Source organism: Mesorhizobium sp. 1M-11, from assembly GCF_001303895.1.
Lineage (GTDB): Bacteria > Pseudomonadota > Alphaproteobacteria > Rhizobiales > Rhizobiaceae > Mesorhizobium.
Genome location: NZ_LJSD01000052.1, coordinates 1 through 22007, shown reverse-complemented (window position 1 = coordinate 22007; position 22007 = coordinate 1). Strand labels below are relative to the sequence as shown.

At 62.1% G+C, this 22007-nt stretch carries 21 protein-coding genes; 2 read left to right on the top strand and 19 right to left on the bottom strand.

The features are described from left to right. Positions 1-4 precede the first annotated feature (4 nt). Both fliR and flhA read right to left on the bottom strand, forming a co-directional pair. Complete coding sequence (gene fliR / locus AO692_RS23340; RefSeq protein WP_054312482.1) at positions 5-757, bottom strand: flagellar biosynthetic protein FliR; 753 nt, start codon at positions 755-757, stop codon at positions 5-7. 8 nt (positions 758-765) lie between these two features. Continuing rightward, positions 766-2853: a flagellar biosynthesis protein FlhA gene (flhA, locus tag AO692_RS23335; RefSeq protein WP_054312465.1), complete on the bottom strand. Its 2088-nt coding sequence runs from the start codon at positions 2851-2853 to the stop codon at positions 766-768. A 284-nt stretch (positions 2854-3137) separates the two neighbouring features. Between flhA and AO692_RS23330 the strand changes: the two genes are divergently transcribed. Continuing rightward, a complete protein-coding gene (locus AO692_RS23330; protein WP_054312464.1) occupies positions 3138-4919 on the top strand; it encodes a chloride channel protein in 1782 nt (593 codons plus the stop codon). Positions 4920-4960: 41 nt separating this feature from the next. On the opposite strand, the gene AO692_RS23325 is transcribed toward AO692_RS23330, so the two are convergent. From AO692_RS23325 to AO692_RS23275, 11 genes are all read right to left on the bottom strand, one after another. Beyond that, positions 4961-6625 carry an MFS transporter gene (locus tag AO692_RS23325; RefSeq protein ID WP_054312463.1) on the bottom strand — a complete coding sequence of 555 codons (1665 nt, stop codon included), beginning with the start codon at positions 6623-6625 and terminating at the stop codon, positions 4961-4963. Positions 6626-6770: 145 nt separating this feature from the next. Further along, positions 6771-7037, bottom strand: coding sequence for a flagellar biosynthesis protein FliQ (gene fliQ / locus AO692_RS23320; RefSeq protein WP_054312462.1), 267 nt, complete (start codon positions 7035-7037; stop codon positions 6771-6773). Positions 7038-7048: 11 nt separating this feature from the next. After that, positions 7049-7453 carry a flagellar hook assembly protein FlgD gene (gene flgD, locus AO692_RS23315; RefSeq protein ID WP_152979946.1) on the bottom strand — a complete coding sequence of 135 codons (405 nt, stop codon included), beginning with the start codon at positions 7451-7453 and terminating at the stop codon, positions 7049-7051. A gap of 14 nt (positions 7454-7467) precedes the next feature. Then, positions 7468-7920 carry a flagellar biosynthesis repressor FlbT gene (gene flbT, locus AO692_RS23310; protein ID WP_054312460.1) on the bottom strand — a complete coding sequence of 151 codons (453 nt, stop codon included), beginning with the start codon at positions 7918-7920 and terminating at the stop codon, positions 7468-7470. Next, positions 7917-8264, bottom strand: a complete 348-nt coding sequence (flaF, locus tag AO692_RS23305; RefSeq protein WP_054312459.1) for a flagellar biosynthesis regulator FlaF — start codon at positions 8262-8264, stop codon at positions 7917-7919. The genes flbT and flaF overlap by 4 nt, the downstream gene beginning before the upstream one ends. Positions 8265-8282: 18 nt before the next feature. After that, a complete protein-coding gene (locus tag AO692_RS23300) occupies positions 8283-9323 on the bottom strand; it encodes a flagellar hook-associated family protein (protein ID WP_054312458.1) in 1041 nt (346 codons plus the stop codon). 3 nt (positions 9324-9326) lie between these two features. After that, entirely contained in the window at positions 9327-10784 is a 1458-nt protein-coding gene (gene flgK / locus AO692_RS23295; protein ID WP_054312457.1) for a flagellar hook-associated protein FlgK, read from the bottom strand. A gap of 67 nt (positions 10785-10851) precedes the next feature. After that, on the bottom strand, positions 10852-12102 hold the full coding sequence (locus AO692_RS23290) for a flagellar hook protein FlgE (RefSeq protein WP_054312456.1): 1251 nt from the start codon (positions 12100-12102) through the stop codon (positions 10852-10854). Positions 12103-12190: 88 nt separating this feature from the next. Further along, the gene (locus tag AO692_RS23285; RefSeq protein WP_054312455.1) at positions 12191-12859 is read right to left on the bottom strand and encodes a response regulator transcription factor; all 669 of its coding nucleotides are present in this window, start codon (positions 12857-12859) and stop codon (positions 12191-12193) included. A 221-nt stretch (positions 12860-13080) separates the two neighbouring features. Next, positions 13081-13635, bottom strand: coding sequence for a transglycosylase SLT domain-containing protein (locus tag AO692_RS23280; protein ID WP_054312454.1), 555 nt, complete (start codon positions 13633-13635; stop codon positions 13081-13083). Further along, complete coding sequence (locus AO692_RS23275) at positions 13604-14470, bottom strand: flagellar hook-length control protein FliK (RefSeq protein WP_244483463.1); 867 nt, start codon at positions 14468-14470, stop codon at positions 13604-13606. The genes AO692_RS23280 and AO692_RS23275 overlap by 32 nt, the downstream gene beginning before the upstream one ends. Positions 14471-14560: 90 nt before the next feature. Here AO692_RS23275 and AO692_RS33750 point away from each other — a divergent pair, with 90 nt between their 5' ends. Continuing rightward, positions 14561-14890, top strand: coding sequence for a hypothetical protein (locus tag AO692_RS33750; protein ID WP_244483462.1), 330 nt, complete (start codon positions 14561-14563; stop codon positions 14888-14890). Positions 14891-14913: 23 nt separating this feature from the next. On the opposite strand, the gene AO692_RS23270 is transcribed toward AO692_RS33750, so the two are convergent. From AO692_RS23270 to AO692_RS23245, 6 genes are all read right to left on the bottom strand, one after another. Next, the gene (locus AO692_RS23270; protein ID WP_244483461.1) at positions 14914-16281 is read right to left on the bottom strand and encodes a chemotaxis protein MotC; all 1368 of its coding nucleotides are present in this window, start codon (positions 16279-16281) and stop codon (positions 14914-14916) included. Continuing rightward, on the bottom strand, positions 16278-17525 hold the full coding sequence (locus AO692_RS23265; RefSeq protein WP_054312452.1) for a MotB family protein: 1248 nt from the start codon (positions 17523-17525) through the stop codon (positions 16278-16280). Before AO692_RS23265 ends, AO692_RS23270 begins: the two co-directional genes overlap by 4 nt. Beyond that, positions 17522-18148 carry a hypothetical protein gene (locus AO692_RS23260; protein ID WP_054312451.1) on the bottom strand — a complete coding sequence of 209 codons (627 nt, stop codon included), beginning with the start codon at positions 18146-18148 and terminating at the stop codon, positions 17522-17524. Before AO692_RS23260 ends, AO692_RS23265 begins: the two co-directional genes overlap by 4 nt. Further along, positions 18148-19782 (bottom strand): flagellar basal-body MS-ring/collar protein FliF, encoded by a 1635-nt coding sequence (gene fliF, locus AO692_RS23255; RefSeq protein ID WP_054312450.1) that lies wholly within the window; start codon positions 19780-19782, stop codon positions 18148-18150. Before fliF ends, AO692_RS23260 begins: the two co-directional genes overlap by 1 nt. Before the next feature lie 120 nt (positions 19783-19902). Further along, positions 19903-20823, bottom strand: coding sequence for a flagellin (locus AO692_RS23250; protein WP_054312449.1), 921 nt, complete (start codon positions 20821-20823; stop codon positions 19903-19905). 229 nt (positions 20824-21052) lie between these two features. Further along, positions 21053-21982: a flagellin gene (locus AO692_RS23245; RefSeq protein WP_054308467.1), complete on the bottom strand. Its 930-nt coding sequence runs from the start codon at positions 21980-21982 to the stop codon at positions 21053-21055. Positions 21983-22007: the final 25 nt, after the last annotated feature.

The following is a 22007-nucleotide window of genomic DNA, read 5'->3' as shown; positions in this document are numbered from 1 at the left end:
CGCATCACCGTGCCAGCGTGGTTTCGACGAAGCCGTCGCCGAAGAGCGACAGAAGCGTCGGGATGGCGAAATAGAACAGAATCAGGCCGCCGGCGATGACGAAAGGAAGTGAGATGAAATAGATCGGGATCTGCGGGGTCAGTTTGTTGACGAAGCCGATCGCCAGATTGACCAGTATGGCATAGGCAACGAATGGGCTCCCCAATCTCAAAACCAGCAGGAAAGCTTCCGAGAGGGTGTCGGTAACATCGACCAGCGAGGCCTGTGCGCTGAAAAACACGTTCACCGGCGCCACATTGTAGGATGCGATCAGCGCGCGGATCACCTCGTGGTGGAAGTTGAGCGCGAACAACAACAGCAGCGCCGAGAAGGAAATCAGGGCGGCGAGTGCTGCCTGAGGTTCAGGCTCCTCGATTGCCGGCCCGCCTGCGCCGCCATAACCGATCAGCATGGCGATGCCGGCGCCGATAAAGCGCAGTGCCTCCATGTAGAGCCGGGTCATGGCACCGATCAGTCCGCCCACCAGCAGTTCCGAAACGATCATCGGCACGAAGATGGCAGGTCTGGTGTCGACATAAGGATAGATCTTGTCCCACAGGAAGGCGAGCAGCCCGACAGTGACGGCGACTGCGGTGAACAGGCGGATCTGCAACGGCAGGCGGATCGAGGACAGGCCCGGCATCAGCATGAAGCAGGCGCCGACGCGGCAGAAGGCGAGGAACGCCGCCAGCACAAAGCCTTGTGTGACCGTCGTCAGATCCATGGTCAGGAAATGGTCCCGAGCACCCTGATCTCGACACCCTTGGCGATCTCGACATGGCTGAGCACCGGAAGCGTGGCGAACAGCCGTTCGATGATCATGCGTACATAGGGGCGGGCATCCGGCGCGGTGACCAGCACGAACCGTTCGCCCGCTTCCATATGCTGGCGGATCGCCTTGGATGCATCCTGGCCGAATTCCTCCAATTGGCGCGGGTCGATGTCGAACTCGCGGATTTCTCCCTTGGCGTCGCGCTTGAGGCTCTGGTGGAAGGCGAGGTCCCAGCGATTGCCGAGCCTGAGCACCTTGAGCACACCGCCTTCGGACAGGTCGCCGCAAATCTGCTGCGCCATGCGGATGCGCACATGCTCGACGATCTGCTCCGTGCGCCGCACATGCGGTGCGATCTCGGCGATCGCTTCGATGATGAGGTGCAGGTTGCGGATCGATACGCGCTCGGCGAGCAGCAGTTTCAGCACCGCCTGCAGGCCGGGATAAGAGATATGCGAGGAGCATATTTCGTCGGCCAGCTTGCGGTATTCCGGATCCTGGCTGTCCAGCAGCGCCTTCATGTCCTTGTAGGAAAGCAACTGCGGCAGGTTGTTGCGGATCACCTCGGAGAGATGGGTGAGCAGCACGGACATGTTGTCGGCGAAGGTGTACTGCTCGCGCTTCAGGTCCTCTGCGAATGCTTCCATCACCGAGTAGGCGCGCATGCCGAAGGCGGGCTCGCGCACTTCCTCGCCGGGGATGTCGGGCAGGTCGCGGGTGCCGAGCAGCACCATGAGCTCGCCGACCCGCATCTGGTGCTCGGCCACGACCGTGCCGTGAATCTTGATCTGGTAGCTCTTCGGCGGGATGCCGAAGTCGTCGCTGAGTTTCACCTCGGGCACCACAAAGCCGTACTGCGTCGCGAACTTCTTGCGCATCTTGCTCATGCGGAAGGCGAGTTCCTGATGCGAAGTGAGCAGCTTGGTCGATAGCTGCTTGCCGATCAGCAATTCGATCTCGGCGGTCGCCAGCGAGGATTTCACCGAGTTCTTTTCTTCCTCGACCTTTGCGGCTGCCTCGCGGCTGCGCGCCTCTTCCTGCTCGGCCATGCGGCGGTTCTGGCGCAGCGGAATGACGTAGCCCATGCCGGCCATGGCGGCTGCCAGTGTCACGAAGGGGAACATCGGCAGGCCGGGCATCAAGGCAAGAAGGCCGAGCAGGGCTGCCGCGACATAAAGCGCGCGAGGGTGGGCGCCGAGCTGGCCGAACACCGCCTTATCGGCAGAGCCGCGCGTGCCGCCCTTTGAGACAAGCAGGCCGGCGGCAAGGGAGACGATGAGGGCCGGGATCTGGGTGACGAGGCCGTCGCCGACCGAGAGCTTGATGAAGACATCTGCGGCTTCGCCCAGCCCCATGTTATGGCGCAGGTAGCCGATGGCGATGCCGCCGACGATGTTGATGGCGGTGATGATCAGGCCGGCGATGGCATCGCCGCGCACGAATTTCGAGGCACCATCCATCGAACCGAAAAAGGAGGATTCTTCTTCCAGTTCACGGCGGCGCAGCTGCGCGGTCTTCTCATCGATCATGCCTGCGGAGAGATCGGCGTCGATCGACATCTGCTTGCCGGGAATCGCGTCCAGCGTGAAGCGGGCGCCGACTTCCGCGATACGGGTAGCGCCCTTGGTGATGACGATGAAATTCACCACGATCAGGATCAGGAAGACGATCAGGCCGATGACGAAATCGCTCGACATGACCAGCTTCGAGAAGCCGGAAATCACGTAGCCGGCGGCGTGGGTGCCTTCGTTGCCATGCGAAAGGATCATGCGGGTCGTCGCGATGTTCAGCGACAGGCGCAGCATGGTGGCGATGAGCAGCACGGTTGGGAACGACGAGAAGTCGAGCGGTCGCGGAATCCACAGCGCCACCATCAGGATCAGCACTGAAAGCGCGATCGAAAAGGCGAGGCCGACATCGATCATGAAGGCCGGAATCGGCAGGAACAGCACCGCCAGAATGACGACGATGCCCAGCGCGAAGAAGACATCGCGGCTGTTGCGCGGCATTGCGTCTGTCGAAATGCTCTCGCTGATGGCCATGTCTACCTCGCATCCAATGTTAGAGCGTTTCCGTTTCTTACGGAAACGCTCTAACTCTCTTTTCTTTGCAATTCCGGACGGAAAACCGTCACGCACTTTTCCTGGAATTGCATTTGCCGTCGCCTGAAACGGCAGTCCCGGCCATGCACCGTAACCCGCCAAGCTTGCGCGAACCTCGAAGGAGCACTGGCAGGCAAAATGCGTCGGTGTGCGCGGTTGCCATGCCACGATGCGAAGCGTATCGATCGAGGGCGTTGCCCATTGAGACATTCGCGAGCCGCCCGTTGTCTTCGACCCGTTCATTGCCTGTCCAAGCCCGTCGTCTGCGTGCCCTGCTGGTTCGTTCGGTTCCTGTGCTGGAAGCGCGCGGCATCATCATCGTCCTGATCGCGGCAGTGGTCGGCGCGTTCTCAGGCGTGGCGGTCACCGCGATGAGCGCCTTGGTGCAGGGTATGCACTGGTTGCTGTTCGACGTGCCGGAAGGCGGCCGGCTGTCATCGATGTTTTCGCTCAGTCACCCGCTCCAGGCGGCGATGCCGGCGGTCGGGGGGCTGCTGCTCGGCCTCTCCATCATCTGGCTGCGCAAACGCAAGTTCCGCACGCCAGTCGATCCGATCGAAGCGAATGCGCTTTATGGCGGGCGCATGTCGCTGACCGACACCTTCATAATCGCCGGCCAGACGATGCTGTCTTCCGGCTTCGGCGCGTCGGTCGGCCTCGAGGCCGGTTATACGCAGGTCGGCGGCGGCTTCGGCTCGCGGCTGGCGCGGTTCTTCCGCATGAAGCGCAACGATGTCCGCATTCTTGTCGGCGCTGGAGCTGCCGGTGCGATTGCCGCTGCCTTCGATGCCCCTTTGACCGGCGCCTTCTATGGATTTGAGCTGATCATCGGCATCTATTCCATTGCCAATGTCGCGCCGGTCATGACCGCTGCGATCTGTGCCACTTTGGTGACGGGTTGGCTGGGTGGTGCGCCGTTCCCGCTGGAACTCGGCGCCGTGCCGACGCTGACCGCCAGCCAGTATCTGCCGTTCTTGGCGCTCGGCCTGATCGCCGGCGGCATTGCGATCGGCATCATGTATATGGTTGCCGCCGTCGAACGCGGCCTGACCAGACTGTCGATCGACTCTTCGCTAAGGCCATTCCTGGGCGGTTGTGCCGTCGGGCTGCTCGGGCTCGTCACACCGCAGGTGCTGTCCAGCGGGCATGGCGCGCTACACCGTGAATTCGCGATGAACTACGGGTTCACGGTGATTGCCACGGTGTTCCTGCTCAAGATCGCCGCGTCCGTCATTTCGCTCGGCTCGGGGTTCCGCGGCGGCCTGTTCTTCGCCTCGCTGCTGCTTGGAGCGCTCCTGGGCAAGATCTTTGCCGCGGTCATGCTGGCGGTCGCGCCGGCTTCAGGCATCGATCCCGCTGTCGCCGCTGTCGTGGGCATGAGCTCGATGGCGGTCGGCATCATTGGCGGGCCGCTGACCATGGCTTTTCTGGCGTTGGAATCGACGGGCGACCTGACGCTGACGGGCGTGGTGCTCGCCGCTGCGATCATGACGTCGATCCTCGTGCGTGAAACCTTTGGTTATTCCTTCTCGACCTGGCGCTTCCATCTGCGCGGCGAGACCATCCGTTCGGCGCAGGATGTCGGCTGGATGCGCAGCCTGACCGTGGGTTTGATGATGCGCAAGGATGTCCGCACCATCCCGGCCATGACGACCGTTGCCGAGCTCCGCCAGCAGGTGCCGCTCGGCTCCGCGCAGCGTGTCATCGCGGTGGATGGCGAGCAGCGGTATATCGGCATGATCATCGTTTCAGATGCCTATGGCGACCAGCCCGACCCGGCGAGCACCGTTCTCACTCTGGCACGCTTTGGCGATTCCGTTTTGGTCCCATCGATGAATGTCCAGTCGGCGGCCGAGACTTTTCATCGTGCCGGCGCCGAAGAACTGGCGGTTGTCGACGATTTTGAGAGCCGCAAGGTCGTCGGCCTGCTTACCGAAGGACATCTGTTGCGCCGCTATGCCGAGGAACTCGACAAAGCTCGGCGTGATCTTTCCGGGGAGGTGTGACCCGCCGGGTCGAGGCGCTCCGGTTCGAAAGCACGATTGGACTAGTGCTCCTCATGCGGCTTGGGCGTGCCATAGTAACCGATCGGATTGGTCGGGCGCTCGATCATGCGCCGTACCCTGGGCCGCTCGATACCTGAATGCAGCGCCCGGATGCGCTCGGTGATTACGGCGTCCGCATGCGTGGCGCGCGTGTTGTGGCGGATGTAGTCCAGCCAGGTCGGCGTGTGGTAGCTTTCCATCCAGATTTCCGGGTGCTCGAGATCCCGCGCCAGCACCCAATTGCGCGCACCGTCGCGCCGGCGCACGCGTGCACGCTCGGTCATCACCTTCAGGAACTCCGGCACGTCCTCTTCCTTGATGACGTATTCGATCGTGATCTCGATCGGTCCTGAGCGCGGCCTGAGGTCGAGCGCCAGCATGGGCTCGCGCCAGCGGTCGAGCGGATCGAGGTTGGGCGCAATGTGCTGCGGCAACGGCAGGACGAAGCCGATTGCAGCACCGGCCAGCATCGTGACGGCCGCGGCCAGAAGGGCAAAGCTGGCGCCGTGGTTGTCGGCGGTCACGCCCCAGATCCAGCTGCCGAGCGCGATGCCGCCGAAGGTTGCCATCTGGTAGATGGAAAGTACGCGTCCGACCACCCAGCGCGGGGTCGACATCTGTACGGTGATGTTGAAATGCGAAAGCGCGGTGACCCAGCATGCGCCACCAACCAGGAGTCCGAGCGCCACCTGCCAGGCGTGAGGACTGACAGCGGCGACAGTCGAGCAAAGCGCGAAGCCAAGGAAGGCCGAGCGCACCATGGTTTCGCTGGGCAGGATCTGCCTCAGTCGTGCGCTGGTCAGAGCGCCCATAACGGCACCGATGCCGAAGGCGCCCAGCATGACGCCATAGGTGAGGGCGCCGCCCTTGATGAGATCGCGCGTCACCAGCGGCAGCAGGGCAAGCACGGCACCTGCGCTGAAGCCGAAGATGAAGCCACGCACCAGTACCTTGCCGATATTGGGTGACATGGCAACGTAACGCAGGCCGGCGCCCATTGCAGCGCCCAGCGACTCGCGCGGCAGGTTGGATGCCGGCAGATCCGGCTTCCAGCGTGCCATGACGATGATCAGGCCGACATAGCTGAAGGCGTTGGCGGCGAAGGCAGCGGCTGCGCCGAACGTCGCCACGATGATGCCGCCCAGCGCCGGTCCGACGCTGCGGGTGAGGTTGAAGCCCATCGAGTTGAGCGCCACCGCCGCCGGCACCTTGTTGCGCGGAACCATGTCGCCGACGGAAGCTTGCCAGGATGGGCTGTTTAGCGCCGTGCCGCAGTCGATCAGGAAGGTGAAGGCGAGAAGCAGCCAGGGGGTCAAAAGGTCGAGATGGGTGAAGACCATCAGAAGCATCGAGACGACGAGCATGAAGCTCTGCGCGATCAGCATCACCTTGCGTCGGTTGAAGCTGTCGGCGATGGCGCCGGCAACCAGCGCGAACAGCATGATCGGCAGCGTCGTGGACGCTTGCACCAGTGCCACCTGGTAGGGAGAGGTGGCGATCTGCGTCATCATCCAGGCGGCGCCGACACCCTGGATCAGGCCGCCCAGATTGGAGACCAGGCTGGCGCTCCACACGGCGCGGAAGATGCCGTGCTGGAAAGGCGCCAGCGCGGAAGTGCGTTGACTGTTCGGCTCGTCCTCGATAGCCGGACCGCTGTCTTGGGGCATCGCTCGTCTCGTGAATCGCTGCTCTCGTCGGCGGCGTTTGCCGACAAAGTTAGACGAGACTGCGGAAAAGGCGAATGGCTTTTGGAAAATGGACTGGTCCAGGCTGGGGATAGAATCCCGCCAGGGTCGACCAAGGTCGACGGGGTCAGAAGCCGTTCTGGATACGCTCGAAGACGACGTTGGTGAAGGCCGAGATCTGGCCGCCCACGAAGGGACCGGTCAGCGCCACCACGAGCATGATGGCAACGATCTTCGGCACGAAGGTGAGCGTGATTTCCTGGATCTGGGTAAGCGCCTGGATGAGGGCGATGCCAATGCCTACCACCATGGCGACCAGCACGACGGGGGCCGATGCCGTCAGCACCGTCCAGACGGCGAACTGGACGATATCGAGCGCGTCGGCCTCGTTCATTGCCCGTGCCCCTAGGCCGCCGCCGGCGCCTGCTTGACGACGACGCCGGGCAGCACCGGCACTTCCTTGCCGTCGGCCAGAACGGCGATCAGCCCGTCACTGGCCAGCCGCACTTCCTTGACCACGCCGGTGGTGTTGCCGTCAGCGGAGGTCAGTTGGCGGCCGATGAGGGAGTCGGCCTGTGAAAGCGCCGAGGACTGGAGGATGTATTCCAGCTTGGTGTTCATCTGCACCGACTGCTCGACCTGCGAGAACTGGGCGAGCTGCGCGACATACTCGGTCGAGTCCATCGGCTTGGTCGGGTCCTGGTTCTTCATCTGCGCCATCAAAAGCTTCAGGAAGGACTGGTAGTCGACCGAGGTCTTCGACTGCTGCTGCGTCTGCGGCGTGTTGCCGACGTTGTTGTTGACATTCATGTCGACGGCCATGATCAGCGTGCTCCCACTGCCAGCGGACGCGGGGCGTCCTGGGGTTCATTCTCGTTTGCATCCAACGCCAGCTTTTCCAGCGGATAGAGCGAACGGATCGCCCGCAGCGCTTCGTAGACGTGACCTTCCGAGACCATTCGGTCGACATCCTTCAGCGTCGAGCGAATGCGCTCATTATGGAAGGAGGCGAGCAGCAGCGGCAGCGAATGACGGAACATCTCGCGTGCCTCCTCGGCTCCTTGTGGATTGATCAGCATGATCTGCGCCACGAAATAGAGCTGCCTGAGCGGCGTTGAGGCCTCTTCTGCCTGAAGGACATGGCCTTCCAGCAGAAACTGGACATCGTTCAGCAGTTCCAAGGTGACCTTGCGGTCGACGCGGACGACGGCGCCGTTCAGATAGATGCGCTCTCCCGGTTTCAGCGAGAGCTTTAAGGTGCTCTTGGACGGCGTCATTGAATGCCGTCCCGGATGATCTGCGAGACTTCGATCAGCCCGTCGAAATTGTTTGAGCGGCCCTGGCGGATATCCTCGGTTTCGCGCAGCAGCCACATGCCGATCGAAATCAAATTGGCGCGCAACTCTTTCGGAAGAGAGTTTTCGTCCGAGGAGAGGTCCTCGAGCAGAGCCGTCCACACGCGGTTGGTGAAATGCAGGGCTTCCACCGCCTGCATGGAATCGCTGCCCGCATTGGCGGCATCAATCAGAAGGTCGATCGACCGCGACAACAAGTGTCGTTCGCGGTCCTTGGCGTCCGCTACGGAGTCCGTCTGGATGTCGGCGTAGGAGAATTGATACATCGCTTATCCGATCGCCGGTTACTTCAGGAAGTTGATCAGGCTGAGCTGCTGGATGCGCGCCGTGAGCGCAAACGAAGTCTGGATATGCGACATCAGATCGTTGACACGGTTGGCGGCTTCGTACTCGTCGATACCCTCAAGATCGATAACATGTTTTTCGAACAGCTTGATCTGCGCGTTCATGCGGTCGCTCGCATCGGTCACCCGCTGCTCGATGATACCAGCTTGCGACTGGGTTTGCGCGATGCTGCCGAGGGCTTCGCCGGTCAACGTTATCGCCTGCTGTGCAACGGCCTTCTTGGCATCGGCATTGAGGTTGCGCGAGAAGAGTTCGTTGACGATGGTTGCTGCCATCGCGAGCTTCTTCACGCCATCGGTGTTGGCGCTGACGGAGGTCTCGGTCGTTTCGTTCAGAGAGATACGGCTGACGATCTGCTGGTCGGTGGCATTCGACCAGTTGGTCTTCCAGTCCGGTCCCATGAATTGCGGCGTCACGACGTTGGTTATGAAGTCGTTGATCTGCGTTGCCGTGATGTCGGCCGGATCAGTCGGCGGATTGGGGAAGCTGGCGTTGAAGGCTGCATCGAACGCGGCTTTCGCGGCCGAGGAAGCCGTATAGTCGTTGATCGGCTTTACGTCGGTGTTGGTGCCCGAAAACAGATACTCGCCGTTGAGGCTGGAATTCAGGATCGAGGTCATCGACTGCAGTGCGGCCTTGCCGGCATCGCGCGTCACGTTCGAGCCCGGATCGCCGCCTACGGCGGTGCTGACCGCGGTCAGAAGCTTCTGCGCAGCGTCGCCGAGCTTGCCGAGTGCGTCCTGCGTGGTCGACAGCCGCGACGAGATCAGCTTGTTGGAATCGACGATGGTGTTCAGTCGTTCCAGGTCGCGCGCGAAAGTGACCGATTGCGAAGTGCGGGCGCCGAGCGCCAGGCCGAGATCGGCGACGCGCAGCGTGTCCAGTTCCTTCTGACGCTTCACAAGTTCGACCTGCATGCGCGATTGCGAATAGCGCATCGCGTTGGACATGGCGGATGACGAAACGGAGGTGGTCTTCATGACTTATTTCACCGCGGCGAGGAGGGCATCGAGCATCTGGTTGACGGTGGTCAGGATGCGGGCGGATGCCTGGTAAGTGTGTTCGAGATCCAGCATCTGCGACATCTCGTTGTCGACATTGACGCCGGTGGCGTTGGAGAGGGCTTCGCCGGTGCGCTGCGCCAGCGCTTCCTTGGTATCGGCGAGGTTCGAGGCCTGCTGCCGCACACCTTCGAACCAGCCGATGGAGCTGGCGGCATACGAGACGACACTGGAATTCGCGGTGATGCCGGCGTTCGGATCGAAGGCCATCGGCTTGGTGAGTTTTTCGCCGTAGGCGATCAGCCTGTCGGCATAGGACGCGCCGCTGCCGACCGGATCGGGGTTGGTGCGGTAGACCGCGCCATTGATGCCGCCATCGCGCAACAGAACCGGATTGCCACCGGCAGCCGGATCGACCGCAGCATTGATCTTGATCGTTCCCGCGAGCCCGTTGATCAGCGTGCCGGCCGGTGGGATGCCCGGAGCGCCAGGCCAGGTGAAAAGGCCGACAGCGTCCGGCTGGCTAGGGGCAGTCTCGGCAAATGCCGTTATGAGACCGCGGGCGGTTTCGTCCAGTTGCCGCTGCATGGTGACGGTGACGTGGTCGCGCAGCTGCAGCATCCCGGCGAGCTTGCCGGACGCTTCAGTTGTGGCGGAAACCTTCATCGGCACTTTGTCGATGTAGATCTGGCCACCGACCACGCCTGGCGTGTAGCCGGCGGAAGGCGTGAAGGTCACCGATCGCGGAATGGTCTCGAACAACGTCGTGCCGTCACCGGTGGTGATGACCATATCGTTGTCGCCGCGGGTGTAGGTGGAGATCGGAATGAATTCCGAGAGCTTCTTCAACACTGCATCGCGCTGGTCGAGCGCATCGGAGACGTCCTCGCCCGAGCGTGTGCCGTTGATGACGGCCTGGTTGGCGACTTCGAACTGCTTGAGGAGATCGTTGATATCGTTGACGGCAGTGGTGATCTCGCCATCGGTCTTGGTGCGGAAGTCCTGGATCGCCTTGGTGCCGTCGTTGAGGGAACGGATGACCTGGCGCGCCGACTCGATCACGCTGGTGCCGAGATTCTGGTTCGACGGCGTGGTGGCATAGAGCTGGAGTGCCTTCTGCAGACCGCCGATCGCGGCAGAAATCGATGAGGCATTGTCGACGCCGTTCACCTGCAGTTCGAGCCGGTCCATGCCCTGGGCGAGCGTCGCCTGTCCGCTCCAGGATGAAAGGGCGCTGAGATTTTGCCGAAACAGCAGTTCGTTGGCAGCACGGTGGATTTTGACCGCGCTGACGCCGGTGTCGGTATAGGAGAGGACCGCGATGCGGCGCGAATAATCCGGATTGGAGGCATCCGCGACGTTGCGCGAGACGATGCTTGTCTGCCGCGACGTTGCCTTGAGCGAGGACTGGGCGATGCTGAGTGCGGATGACAACGACATGCGGGTCTTTCAGGCTGTGATGCGGCCGAAGCCCGGTCGACCATCGACCGGGCTTCTGAGCCGCGTCTCATCTCTTCAGGTTGACGAGGATGTCCATCAGTTCGGAACCGGTCTGGAACACCTTCGAATTGGCCGTATAGCTGCGCTGCGAGGAGATCATGTTGGTGAGTTCCTCGGCGATATCGACATTCGAGTTTTCAAGCGCACCGGAAATGATCTCGCCGCGCTTGCCCTCGCCGGCGAAACCGATCTGCACGTCGCCCGAATCCGGGCTTTGCGTGAAGACGTTGCCGGACTGCTGGATCAGCCGGTCGGGGCTTGGCACGTCCGCCAGCGGGATCTTGTAGAGCGGCTTGGTCGAGCCGTCCTGATACTGGGCGTAGATGGTGCCGTCCTTGCCGATCGTCACCTTCTCGATGTTGCTTGGCCCGTTGCCGTTGACCTGGCCGGTGGCAGTGTAGCCGGTGCCGATCTGGCTGAGGCCCTTGAGGTCGAGCTTGAGCGATGCGCCGCCAGGAACAGTGAAGGTAACGCTATCCGTGCCGGTCAGTTTGCCGGTGCCGTCGAAGTTAAGCGTAGCGCTCGTCAGCGGGCCGCTCGTGTAGGGGAATGGTCCGCCGGCTGCAGCCTTCGACTGATCGAAAACAGCCACGTCCCAGGTTCCGGCTGCCGTCTTGGTGAAGTAGATGTCGACCATCACCTTGTTGCCGAGATTGTCATAGACGACCATCGACGATTTGTTGGTGTATTTAGCGGTTGCAGCGTTGCCGGAAGGCGCTGTTGCCGGCGCGACGATCGCGTCGGCCCCAGAAGGCAGGTTGCCGCTGAAAGTACCCGAGGTGGAAGGAGCCGCCGTCATCTTGCCTTCGGAAATCTGGACGGGGACGAGACCCTGGAAACCATTGACCGTCGCGGCCGGGACGCCGTTTTCGTAGCTGTAGGCCATCAGCTGGTAGCCGGCGGCATTGACCAGTCTGCCCTGGGCGTCCGGCACGAAAGAACCGGCCCGGGTCATGTAAGGGGTGCCAGACGAATCCTGCACCACGAAGAAACCGTCGCCGCGGATCGCGAGGTCGGAGACCGATGTCGTGCCCTTCAGATCGCCGCGATCGGTGATCGCGGTGCGGATCGTCGAATTGACGCCCCCCGAATTGTAGGCGCCACCGGTGGTCGGCATCACCAGGCTGGAGAACTCGATCGACGAGCGTTTGTAGCCGGTGGTGTCGGAATTGGCGATGTTGTCGGCGACGGTGGACAGGCGGTTTGCTTGGGCGTTCATGCCGGAAACGCCGGTCCGCATCATTCCATAGAGGCTCATCGCAACGTCTCCGTTATGCGCATGGTGTCGCTGGCCACGCTAACCGTGTTGTCTTGCGCGAGGCTGGCGCGCGCCGCGATCGGGCGCATCAGGCGACCAGCCGGTAACCGAGGAAGCGTTTGGAATCGATCGGGTCGTGGCCGAGCCGCTCGCGCAGCTTCTTGCGCAGTTTGGAGATGTGGCTCTCCACCACATTCTCCTCGACCTCTTCGTCGAAGATTCCATAGATGGCATTGAAGACCTGCGTCTTGGTGACCCGTCGACCCCGGTTGCTGGCCAGGTATTCGAGGATGCGGCGCTCTCGACGCGGCAGAGGCATCGGCTCGCCGTCGATCTCGGGATCGCGGCCATCCATGAAGATGCGCATCGCTCCGATTTCGGTGAAGGAGGCGTCCTCATGAGCGCGGCGACGGATCGCACTGATGCGCGCCAGGATTTCGCGGATGTGTACCGGTTTGCGCACGACGTCGTCGACGCCGGATTCGAAAAGGCGCAAGGTGTTTTCGAGGGAATTGTGTTCGCTCAGCGCGATAACGGGAGCGCCGCTGCGGTCCCTGATCTGTCGCGGGGAGACGGCGCCCTCGCGGCAATCGCCGATCAGGAAGGCTCGAACCGATTTCAGATCGTCCTCGGGTGCACTGGAAACCCAGGCGTCGAATTCGCTCGGCGCGAAACCGGCGCTTGCCACACCTTCCCGACCGAACATCGAGCTGTAACCATCGGTCACAAGTTCTCGTTCGTCCACGATTACGATCATCGCCCAGCCCCCGAATCAGTTCATCTGCCCCGTGCGGAAAGGCGTAGTCCTCCTCACGAATCCTGACCAACCGTCATTTCTTGTGACTGGTTTCTTGGGAGTCGGGAATCGCGGTGGTTGTACCGCGTACAATCTGATGGCGATCCGAACCGGATCCGTCGACAAAAAGAGTGTTCCCTCACGCCGCGAAAGCGTGCTCCTCGCATCATTGCGAATACAACCTATCGGGTGCAGAAATCGCGCGCGTTGGCTGTCCATTTGCCGAAGCCGACCGCGACCATATTGGCGATCACACGACAGACGTAGCGCTTCTGGGCGGGATCGTTGTTGGGTCCAGCATGATAGCGCGCCACGGCCATGGACCAGGTCTCATGCCGTGCATGCAGTTGCGCGAGGAAGCGCGCTGCATAGTCGACGTTGCGGCGCGGATCGAGCATGTCCTCGATGCTGCGGAACTGATCGCCATGATAGCGATGATTGATCTGCATGCAGCCGAGATCAATCAGCGACTTGCCCTCGCGCCGTGCAGCCTCGAAGGTCAGGAGGGCCTCCGAACGCGAACGAGGAAAGACAGCTTTTCCTTCTATATTCAAGGCATTGGGTTGCAGGCTGCCTTTGTTACCCGTCTCCGTCAGTCCCACGGCATAGAGGATGCCGGCAGGAATCCGATAGCGGTCCGCCGCCCGCAGGATTTCCGCTTCGCAAGGGTTGGCAGCAGCCAGGGCTGTCCGGGCGACGAGCGTGCTAGATAAACAGGCCGCTGCCAGAACGCTCATGAGAAGATTGCGCCGGACGCTGGTCCTGCTGCCTGTCATCGCCGCGGTTCCTTCCTGACTGCCCGCTCATGCCATCGCCATTCCCGCCGGAGTTGCCTGGCTGAAAGGAAGATTGATCGCGTCCGGGAGCCGTCCCAGCTTGCGGCGCGTCTCCGCGCGCAGCTGGTGTTGCTGCTATCGAGGGTTGCAGGATCGTTACCTTGTCGATGTCGAAGCCGAGCGACTTCAGCGACTTCACGATGGCCTCGCTGTCCGAGCTCAATCGACGGTGTGCTTCGTAGGTTTCGGGCTTGATCTCAATCGACAGTTGCTCGCCGGCAAGACGCAGATTGGCGGTAACGGCTCCGAGCTCCGCCGGATGCAATTCGATCTTCAATATGTGTGCCGGAACTGCAACAGGAGAGCCATTTTGGGCGCCCATGGCGGCGGTCGATGCCGTCCTGGCGGGTGCGCCATTGCTCGCGATTGCATCGATGACGTCGCGCGATGCCTGGCTGGCGTGCTGGAGAGCGGGCGCAGGGTAGTTCTGTTCGGCCACCACCGATGCCCGTGATCCGCCCGATTGCTTCAAGGCCTCGCTGGAAGCCCGGCGGCCGTTGGTTTCGGTCTCCGACGGTTCAACCGGTGTTGCCCCCCTGCCGCCAAGCTCGGCTTCCCCGACGGCGGAGCCGGCGGATGCAGTGGCATTTTCTGCAGACGCACCGCCGGTGAGGTTCTGCGTGTTGGCCGCCTGCACGCCGCCTGTTCCGCGCCTTGCGGTGGATCGCTCGACATGGATTGTCGGCGACTGTTCGTTGTCGCTTTGACCGGTATCGGCATCCTTTGTTCCCCGCACGTCAGCCGCCCGCTTTGCCTTGTCTGCAAGAGGATCGGCTTCCGTTTCCGCCGTATCCGGTTCGCCCCGGTTGTCGGATCGTCCCAAACCGTGCAGGTTCAAAAACAGGGGCAAGTGGTCGCGCGCATCCGCCGTTTGATCGTGGGTGTCGGCCGATTGTTTGTCGTCTGCCTGTTCGTCATCGCCCTCTTCATCGATCCTGGCTTTGCTTTCCCCAACCTGTCCGGCAGCACGTTCGCCGTTAGCGAAAGTGATGTCGGCACGGATCCTTTCCCAATGCGAGCCATGCGTTGCGTGTTGGGTTACCCTGTCCTTGCTTGTCGTCTCGCGATGGGTGAGCAGATCATCGAAAGCTGGGCCGTTTTCACCGGCCTTGCCGCCGGATTGCTGCCCACCGGTCCGCTGCAGCGGGACGCCTAGAAGGTTCTGACCAAGGCTTGCAGTCATTGAGGTGAAGCTCCCAGTAGAAGATCTATCTTGCCGAGTTTGCGTTTCGTATCCGCGATCGCAGCGTCGGTGGTGTCCGAACCGGCATTCGCGGATGCCGGCAACAGGGTTGCAGGCGGCGGCTGAACCGCAGCGTCCTGCTGGGCAGGTGCGGGTTTTTCCGCGGGCTCGGCAACTGCCTCGGTTGCTGGCCGCTCCGACACTGCGTCTTCGACCGGCGGCAGGTCGGAGTCGTTGTCGGCCGCGCTGTCCACGCGCTTCGTAGCCGGTTCCGATTTGGCGGAGGCCCGCGCGATGGAAGGCGGCTGATCGAAAACCGCCGGTATCGGTGGTGCAACGACTTCCTGGGTAATCTGCTGGGCAGCGTCGAGCAGGGAACGGTCACTCGGCGACAAGCGGCTTCGGTCGATCGTCTTCAGCTTGGCGCGAATGTCATCGACCGTCGCCGACGTGATGCTGGACAAGCTGGCGTAGAGTTCGGCGCGTGGATCGTCCGTCTTGGTTGCACCCTTATCCTGCGGGATGGCCCTTGCTGATGCGAAGGCGGACAGATCGTTCAATCCATCGATGGCAGCGCGGCGCGCGATACGCAGATAGATGACGCGTTCGCGCTCCTTATCCATCATCGAAGTGATGTCGGGCAATTTATCCTGGCTCAGCGCCATATGCAGCGTAACCACACCGGCGACAAAACTGTCGGCGAACTGGCTGGCGTAAGGTGAGAGCAGATAGCGTTCGACATATTGTGTGGAGGCCTGTGCAAACCGAGCCGCGTCGCCATTGGTCGTGGTGATGGCTACAGAACGGCGCAGTGCGGCTTCCTCCACCAGCGTGCCAGGACTGAGCAGGCGGGCCTGATCGAGCAGCGTCAGCGCCTGAACGGGATCCTCTGCCGCAAGCAGAGATCCCTTGATCAAGGCCACGAAGGCGCCGACGTCAGGCGACAGCGTCATCGGATCGACCGCCTGCAATGCTTCGATTGCCGGGCCAGGCTGGCCGCCGAGATAGTCCAGAATGCCATCGACGATCGCCTGGTTGGTCTCATCGAGCTGGGCGCGGCGGGTTACATCCCTGACCGTTGCCGGATTGCCGCCGCTCATACCGTAAACCAGCAGGGCACGCAGGTTCCTGGGTTCCTTGAAGTCGTCGGGTTTCGATGCCCGGAAACGCGCATCGACCATTTCGAGCAGCTTGTTTTGCATGGGCAGCGCGGCATGGTCGCCCGAGGCCAGCCTGTCCTGCACGAGCTGCAGGGAGCGCACCATCTGGTAGGGCTGCAACGGATTCTGGGCGAGGGCGGTCGTCGCCATGCCCATGCCAAGCAAGATGAGCCCCGCGACGCCGATGCGCGCGACGCGGATCACCCCCCGGTCTCCAGCAGGATCTCGATGCGCCGGTTGACGGCGGCGAGCGGGTCTGCCTTGTTTTTCGGTTCGCGGTCGGCGAAACCCGCGACCTCCTTGATGCGGCTTTCATCCAGGCCTCCGCGCACCAGCATATAATAGGCCGAGTGTGCGCGTGCGGTGGAAAGCCGCCAGTTGTCGTAACCGCCGCGGAAGGGACGGGCGTCGGTATGACCCTGGATGGCAACCGTGCCTTTCTGTTCCTTGACGATGCGGCCGATCTTTTCCATCGCGAGCACGAGTTCGCGGCGCGGCATGGCCGAGCCGATTTCGAACATGCCGAAATTGAAGCTGTCGGTAACGGAAATGACGACGCCCTTGTCTGTGGCCTCGACGCTGACGCCATCGGCGATTGCCTCGCCCGGCTTGAAAGCCTCGGCGATCTTCTTCTTGACCTCTTCGGCAGCCTTCTTTGTGGTTGCAGTCGGAGCCTTGTCCTGCTTGGCGGATTCAAGCTCGTCATTCTTCTCGACCTTGGCCATGGAAGGGTCCTTGGCCGCGGCTTCTTCCTTGCCGGTTGGCTGATCCTTGCTGGCCGCCTCTCCCGGCTTCTGGGGCTGGTTTTCCACCTTCGCCGTTTCGGCGCTCGCCTCGGGCAGGGGCGTCGATATCTGCTGTGACCAGAAATCCGGAGCGAACGGATCGCGATAGGATTCACCGCCCGACGCGCCGGTGGCCGGCCCCGCCGTCTGCGCTCCGCCCTCACCTTTGGTACTGACGTTTTGCCGCGTGCCGGTCTCGGCGGCAATTTCGGCAAGAACCGCATAAGGATCGGCGAACAGTTTCTCGTCGGCGTTCTTGGCCTCCGCGGCCTTGTCTTGTTTCTCGTTTTGACCGCTCTGTTCTTCCTGCGCGGTGCCGGGGTTGCCCTTGCCGTTGTGACCCTGCTTGGTCGTTCCTTCCACCGGATCGTTGGAGGTGTAGCCAGGTTCGTCGGGCCCATCGCCGATATCCTGCAAGCCCTTGCGGCTGGCGCTGCGGTCGATCAGCGGAACCGGGTTGAAGTAGGACGCAACGGCTGCCCTTGTCTGTTCGTTTGCCGCGTTGATCAACCACATGACGAGGAAGAAGCACATCATCGCGGTCATGAAATCGGCGAAGGCGATCTTCCAGACGCCACCATGATGAGCGTCGTCGTGGTCGTCATGGTTGCGGCGGACGATGATGATTTCCTGCCGCGGATCGGCGCCGCCTGCCGTGCTCATGAGAGGACCTCCGACAGGGCTGCCGACCATTCAGACATGCGTGTTTCGACGACGGTGTCATTGACGACAAGGGTCAAGTCGAGCGCCGATGCCTCGGTGAAATCCAGGCTCGCTGCTCGTTTGCCGAGCGCAGCCTTCAACGGCTCGTAAAGAGAGAGTGGTCCGCGCACGGCGATGCGGACGGCTTCGGAATCCGCCAGCGTGTCGCGAATGACTTTTTCCAGCGCGATGAGAGAGCGTTTCTGCAATTCGTCGCTCAACACGCCGCCAATGATGCGGGCGAGTGCATCGCCCATCAAATCATGCAGCTGTTGTTCCGTTTGTCGCATGTGATTGCCGACTGCCTGGCCGATATCGCCGCCCAGCCCTTCGACCAGCGCCGTGGCTTCATCCGCCATCGTCCGCCGTTCGGCATCGAGCTGTTCGGTGAATGCCGTCGTCAGCCTGGCTTCGAGCGCGTCCTCGGCCTTGGCAACCGCCATCGCGATCAGCTTGTCGACATCGATCGCAGGAGGGCTGTCAGCAAAGGTGGGCGGCTCGGCAAGCGTGTGAACCGGCACGCTGCCATGGGGAGGCGGCGCACCGAAATCGGGCAGCAGATCGGAAAGGGATGCCTGTCGCATCAGCCCGCGGCTTCCTGGGCCGTCCATTTGCGCAGGATGTTGGCCGTACGCTCCTCGTTGATGTCGACCATACGGGCAAGCCTGTCCTGTGGTGCCGGCCGCAGTTTCCTGCGCAGATCATCGAGCGGTGCCGGACGGCTGTCGGCCAGCGCCGGAGCCGGTCCTTCCGCTTCGGCAGCGGTGTCCGGATTGGGCAGTGAGCGCTGGACATCCTCGAAGCTCGGGCCGGCAAGCGCTGCCGGCTTGTTCGTCAGCGCCGCAGCCATCGGCCGCAAGCCGAAGAAGGCGACCAGGAACACGACAACGATGAAGGCGGCGGCATTGATCAGGCTGCCGGTATAGCTTGCGACGGCATCGAGGATACCGGGCGAGGCGAGTTCCTGCCCATCCAGGCCATCGATGAATTCGACCGCCGAGACATCGATGATGTCGCCACGCTTTTCATCGAGGCCGGTGGCCGAGGCTACCATCTTCTTGATGTCGGCGACGCGTTGGGTGATCTGCTCGGGCGTGGCGTCCTTACCGATCACCGACAGCAGCCGTTGCTGGTTGACGACGACGGCGATCGACATCTTGGTGACCGAATAGCCGTTGGAAACCGTGGCGATCTTCTTGGAATTGATCTCGTAGTTGGTGATCTCTTCCTTGCGGTCGTTCTGCGAGCTCGACTGCGGACCGTCGGAAGCGGCAGCCTGCGTCTCCGGCAGATTCTGTTCGACCGTGGCCGGTGTCGCGGCCTGGCGCTGATTGCTGTTCTCGTTCGCCTTGACGGTCTGGACGGAGCGCTCGACGCGCGATTCCGGATCGAAGATGGTTTCTTCGGTCTGGCGCGTGTCGGTGTTGACGTCGGCTTTGACGCTGGCACGGAAATTGTCCGGGCCGAGATAGGGCGTCAGCGCGCGACGGATATTATCCTCGATCTGGCTCTCCACAGTGCGCTCGACGCCGAGTGAACGGATGGCACTGCTGTTGGAGGGATCATCGCCAGCAGCGAGCAGGTTGCCCGCGGAATCGAGCACCGTCACCTTTTCGGCCGAGAGGCCGGGCACAGCCGCGGAGACCAGGTGGCGGATCGACATGGCGGCCTTGCTGCCGTCGATGCCGGCATAGCGGATCACCACGGAAGCGGAAGGCTGTTGTTCCTCGCGGCGGAAATTGGCGCGCTCCGACATGACGATATGCACGCGGGCTGCCTTCACGCCTGTCAGCGACTGGATGGTGCGGGCGATCTCACCTTCCAGAGCACGCACGCGGGTGACCTGCTGCATGAAGGAGGTGAGGCCGAGCGAACCAACCTTATCGAACAGCTCGTAGCCGGCATTGGCGCTGGTCGGCAGGCCCTTTTCAGCCAACAGCATGCGCGCCTTGGCGGTGGTGCCGACCGGTACCAGAACGCTGGTGCCGTCCGAGCCAACGTCGAAATTCATGCCAGCTTCGGAAAGCACCATGCCGATCTGATTTACGTCGGAGCGTTCGAGGCCGACATAGAGCGTCTCGTAGGCTGGGCGGTTGAGGTAGACCGAGGCGACACCGATGACGGCGAGCGTCAGAAGCGCGATGCCGGCCATGATGGCCAGCCGCTTGGTGCCGAAATCCTGAAGATTGATGACGATGCTTCTAAGTTGTTCCGGCACGGGTCGAGGGTCCCTGCATGATTGCCCGCTGGAACACTAGACGCTGAAGCTTGTGCGAAAATGGTATCGGGCCGCGCTGGTGGCGCGGCCCGATCGGGAAGAGGAAGGATCGACGACCGATCAGCTCTTGAACAGCGACAGGATGTTCTGGGCGCTGGCATTGGCGATCGACAGAGCCTGGATGCCGAGCTGCTGCTGGACCTGGAGCGCTTGAAGCTTTGTCGATTCCCGGTCCATGTCGGCATCGACGAGCTGGCCGACGCCGCGATCGATCGAATCGGAGAGCTTCGAGACGAAGTCCTTCTGCATGTCGACGCGCGACTTGGCGGCACCGAGCTCAGAAGCGGCGCTGGCCATCTTGGCAAGCACTTTTTCGACGTCGGTGAGCAGGTTGTCGAACTGGGCCGTTTCGCCTGTGCCGGTCACGCCGGTGAGATCGGAAACCGATATGGTGAGCAGCGACTTGGTGGAGGCGGAGCCAGTTGCATCCAGAATGCCCGCTTTGCCAGTGCCCGCGTCGATCAGCCGGACGTTGGCCAGCGGAATGTTGATCGTGCCGGTGGTGACTTTGCCAGCCGAGTCACGGTTGTAGGACGAAATGATGTCGAGGCTGCCATTGACGCTCGAATCGGTCTTCAACATGTTCGTGCCGGCATAGCTGGCACCGGCGATATTGTCCTCGAGCTGCTTCTGCAAAGACTCGATATCGCCCTGGATCTTGCCGCGCTGCTCAGGGCCGGAAGCCTTTGCGAGCAGGATCTTCTGCTTGATGGCGTCGACGACTTCGATCGCCTTGTTCATTGCGGTGTAGGCCGTGTCGACCTTGCCGGCGCCGAGACCGAGCGCGTCCTGGACAACGGAATTCGCCTTGTTGTCGGAACGCATGGTGGTGGCGATCGACCAGTACGCGGCGTTGTCGGAGGCGGTCGAGACGCGGTAGCCGGTGGAAATGCGCGACTGCGTCTGTTCGAGCGCCTTGTTGGTGGCGTTCAGGCTCTGCAGCGCTGTCAGCGCCGAGGCGTTGGTCATGATGCTCGCCAAGGTAACTCCCCTTCGAATGGCCGCGCATTCCCCGCGCGATGACGGACCGCCAGCGTTGGCCTCCTTGAAACGGATGAACGGAGCAACGTGGTTAACAATAGCTAACCAGTCATGGTTAACAGCTCATTAAAGGGAAAGCTAATGCAGTGATAAACGTTAAGAAAAATAAATCGGGCCGCGCTTTTGGCGCGGCCCGAAAGATGAAGTTGTTGCCTGAGAAGGTTCGGGATCAGCCGCGGAAGAGCGACAGGATCTGCTGCGACGAGCCGTTGGCGATCGACAGAGCCTGGATACCGAGCTGCTGCTGGACCTGGAGGGCCTGCAGGCGAGTCGATTCCTTGTTCATGTCGGCGTCAACGAGCTGGCCGACGCCGCGATCGATCGAGTCCGAAAGCTTCGAAACGAAGTCCTTCTGCATGTCGATGCGCGCCTTCGCAGCACCGAGTTCTGCAGCGCCGGTGGCCATGCCCTTCAAGGCAGCTTCGATGCCGGTGAGCAGGGCGTCGAAATCGCCGGCAGTGCTTGCACCGCCCGTGCCGGAAACCTTCAGATCCAAAGTCGACGCGCCGCCCGTCGAGAACGCCTTGTCCAGGATGCCAGTTCCCACAGCGCCGGTGGCGGCGTTCGAATCGATCAGTCGGATGTTCGTGAAATCGACGTCGATCGTGCCGGTCGTAACCTTGCCAGCCGAATCGCGGTTGTAGGAGGTCATGACCGTCAGCTTGGTGTCAGTCGTCGAGGTCGAGTCGGTCTTCAGCAGGTTCGAACCAGCATAGTTGGCACCGGCGATGTTGTCCTTGAGTTGGGACTGCAGGTTGCCGATTTCCGTCTGGATGCGCTCGCGGTCGGCCGCGCTGGAGGTCTTGGCCAGCAGCACCTTCTGCTTGATCTGGTCGACGACGTCGATCGCCTTGTTCATGGCGGTGTAGGCGGTGTCAACCTTGCCGGCGCCCAGGCCGAGCGCGTCCTGCACGACCGAGTTAGCCTTGTTGTCGGAACGCATGGTGGTGGCGATCGACCAGTAGGCGGCGTTGTCGGCGGCCTCGGCGACGCGCATGCCGGTGGCGATGCGGCCCTGGGTGACGGTCAGGTTCTTGTTGGTTGCATTGAGGCTCTGAAGAGCGGTCAAGGCGGCGGCGTTGGTCAGAATGCTGGACATAAGTCCTGTTCCTTTTACTAAACTC